This window comes from Pseudarthrobacter sp. Hb11 (assembly GCF_059383655.1).
In genome coordinates this window covers 1-2,696 of record NZ_JBWZCM010000026.1, presented here as the reverse complement: position 1 = coordinate 2,696, position 2,696 = coordinate 1, and the positions used below count along the sequence as shown (strand labels likewise).

General features: G+C 65.1%; 2 protein-coding genes and 1 pseudogene. 1 reads left to right on the top strand and 2 read right to left on the bottom strand.

The features are described from left to right. Positions 1–423: pseudogene (locus tag AC50X7_RS18475) on the top strand (HNH endonuclease signature motif containing protein); the annotation flags it as partial. Positions 424–433: 10 nt separating this feature from the next. Here the strand turns inward: AC50X7_RS18475 and AC50X7_RS18470 are convergent. Continuing rightward, on the bottom strand, positions 434–928 hold the full coding sequence (locus tag AC50X7_RS18470; RefSeq protein WP_494980349.1) for a DUF1579 family protein: 495 nt from the start codon (positions 926–928) through the stop codon (positions 434–436). Positions 929–1,210: 282 nt separating this feature from the next. Then, positions 1,211–2,554: a M16 family metallopeptidase gene (locus AC50X7_RS18465; RefSeq protein WP_494980348.1), complete on the bottom strand. Its 1,344-nt coding sequence runs from the start codon at positions 2,552–2,554 to the stop codon at positions 1,211–1,213. Positions 2,555–2,696 lie beyond the last annotated feature (142 nt).

Sequence of the window (2,696 nt, the reverse complement as noted above, 5' to 3'; positions counted from 1 at the left end):
GCACAACTCTGCCCAAAACATCACCGCCTCAAACACAACAGCCGCTGGGCCCCCACCCCAGCCACCCACAACGAACCACCCGGCTGGACCTCACCCACCGGCCGCCACTACAAAAGCGAACACCACAACTGGGCACCACCAACCTGGCCAGCGGCAGTGCTGTCGAGCCCGGAATTTAGCGAGGATTCCCGGCTTTATGAAACGCTGCCTGACGAACTTCAGGTCCGGGAAGCTTCGGACAAAGGTTCCCGGCTTCATGAGACCCTGACTGAGGAATGTCCGGTCTGGGAAGCTCCGGACGAGGACCTTGTGGACCCTGATGACATAGCCGCAAGCGACTCGTGCTGGGAGGACTTCTACGCAATGCCGCATGTCCTGCCACCTGATCCGGAGAAGAACTGGGAATTGCTCCCGACCGAATGACATCAGAACGTCAGCCTTTGCTGAACAACGAAGTCATAAAGGGGGTGTACGCCGTGCCAGTGACGTTGGCGCCGACGCCCTCCCCCAGATTGCCCTCCCCCAAACCGCCTTCCCATGCGGCGCCGCCTGCATGGGTACGAAGTTCGGTCACATGCCTTAGGACGCCGCCGTCAACGCGCAATGTATGGCGGGTCCATCCGGCGTTGCCGTGGCGTTCCACGCGCAGGACCCCTTCATGCCACTGACAACGGGCCGGCACGTCCGGCGCCGGGCCCGCGCTGTCCACGTAATACCACAGGACGTCCTGGTGATCGGGATCCACGGTGAACATCCCATGGCCTTCGAAATGCGTCCCGTCCGCCTCAACGTGGCGGTAGCTCTGCACCACGGCGAAGCCGCCCGCCACGCGCCTGTACGTCACCTCCGCATCAACGGTCCGCTCCGGTCCCCATGGACCAGCCGCAAGGTGGGTGCTGCCACGCCAATGGCCGAGCAGGACAGCCAATGCTGGATGGTCGTGCAGCAGTTGGTCGTGTGTCGGCGGGCCCTGTGTCCGCGGGTCCTGTTCCGGATGGCCGGCTGATGGGGGGTCAAAGGCCGGGCCGTCGGCAAATCCCTCATGGGCAGGAGGGGTGTGGGCAGGACCTTCGTTGCGGGGAGGCACAGGCCCCGCTCCGAATCCATCCACGCCTTCCACCCCTCACGAACCACACGCCAGCTAAACCGACAGAAATTCGACGTCGGTTGGCCTGATCCTACGCCCCCCTAGCCAAGGAGAGGAGAGGCGTCAGAGACCGAACGTTTCGGTCTCCTCAAACGGCCCGACAACGGTCACAGTCCTTGGTGCGGCTGCAAGCTCCGCCGCAAGGTCCTGAACCTGCTCCGCCGTAACCGACTTGATCAGCCGCAGCGTCTCGTCGATGTCCTGGTACTCGCCGGAAACGAGTTCGGCACGGCCCAGCCGCGACATCCGCGATCCCGTATCCTCCAGCGCAAGAACGATTCCGCCGCCCAGTTGGCCCACAGCCTTGCGCAGCTCGTCCTCGGTGATTCCGTGCTCCGCGAGCTTGTCCAATTCCGCACCGAGCAATTCCAGGACCTGCCGCACCTTGGACGGCGTGCACCCCGCGTACATGCCGAAGTACCCGGCGTCGGCGTAGGAGGAGGCGAACGAGTAGGTGGAATACACCAGGCCGCGCTTCTCGCGGATCTCCTGGAACAGCCGCGAGGACATGCCCCCGCCCAGCACGGCGTTCAGGACGCTCATAACGTAGCGCCGTTCGTCAGTGGCCACGATGGTGGGGCAGCCCATGATGATGTTCGCCTGCTCCACCGCGCGTTTGACCACGTGAAGTCCGGCGGTCCCCGTAATCAGGGCCCGGTCAGTGGAACGCCTTTCCACCGGCGCTGCATCCGCCTTCAGCGACCAGCCCGCGGTCTCGAGGGCGTCCACCACAAGGTTGCAGACGACGTCGTGCTCCAGGCCGCCTGCTGCCGTGATCACCAGCTCGTCGGGCCGGTAGTACCGCTGGTAATGCTCCCAGACCGAGTCGCGGGCAACCGCCCTGATGGCGTCCGGGGTGCCGCCGATGGGCCGTCCCAGTGGGTGGCTGCCCAGCACGGCTGAGACAAAGTGTTCGTGGGCGACGTCGGTGGGGTCATCGCTGTCCATGGCGATTTCCTCGAGGATAACGTCCCGTTCCTGTTCCATCTCCGTCGGGTCGAGAACGGCTCCGGTAATCATGTCGGCGATGACGTCGATGGCCATCGGCAGGTCTGAATCCAGGACCCGTGCAAAGTAGCATGTGCTTTCCTTGGCCGTGGCCGCGTTTGACTCACCGCCCACCTCGTCGAAGGCCGAAGCGATTTCCAGCGCTGTACGGCGCTTGGTTCCCTTGAACAGGAGGTGCTCCAGGAAGTGGGTGGAACCGTGCTGTCCCGGGGCCTCGTCCCGGGAACCGACCCCAACCCAAAAACCAATGGTTGCCGACCGCTGTCCCGGCATTGCCTCGGTCAGCACCCGTACTCCCCCGGGCAACACCGAACGGCGGACCTCGGAGCCGCCGTCGGAGCCGTGGACCAGGGTGTCGCCGCGGTGGTTCTGCTCAAGCGGCAGGGGTACAACAGTCATTGAGGCCTTTCAAAAGGGGCAGCCGGGATCTGGCTGCCATCGTAACAGCGGCGGGGGGGGGGGGGGGGGCCGCAGCCCCCCCCCCCCCCCCCCCGCCCGCCTGTTCTGTCCCCCCCCCCTCACCTCTGCCCGCCGCCCTCCT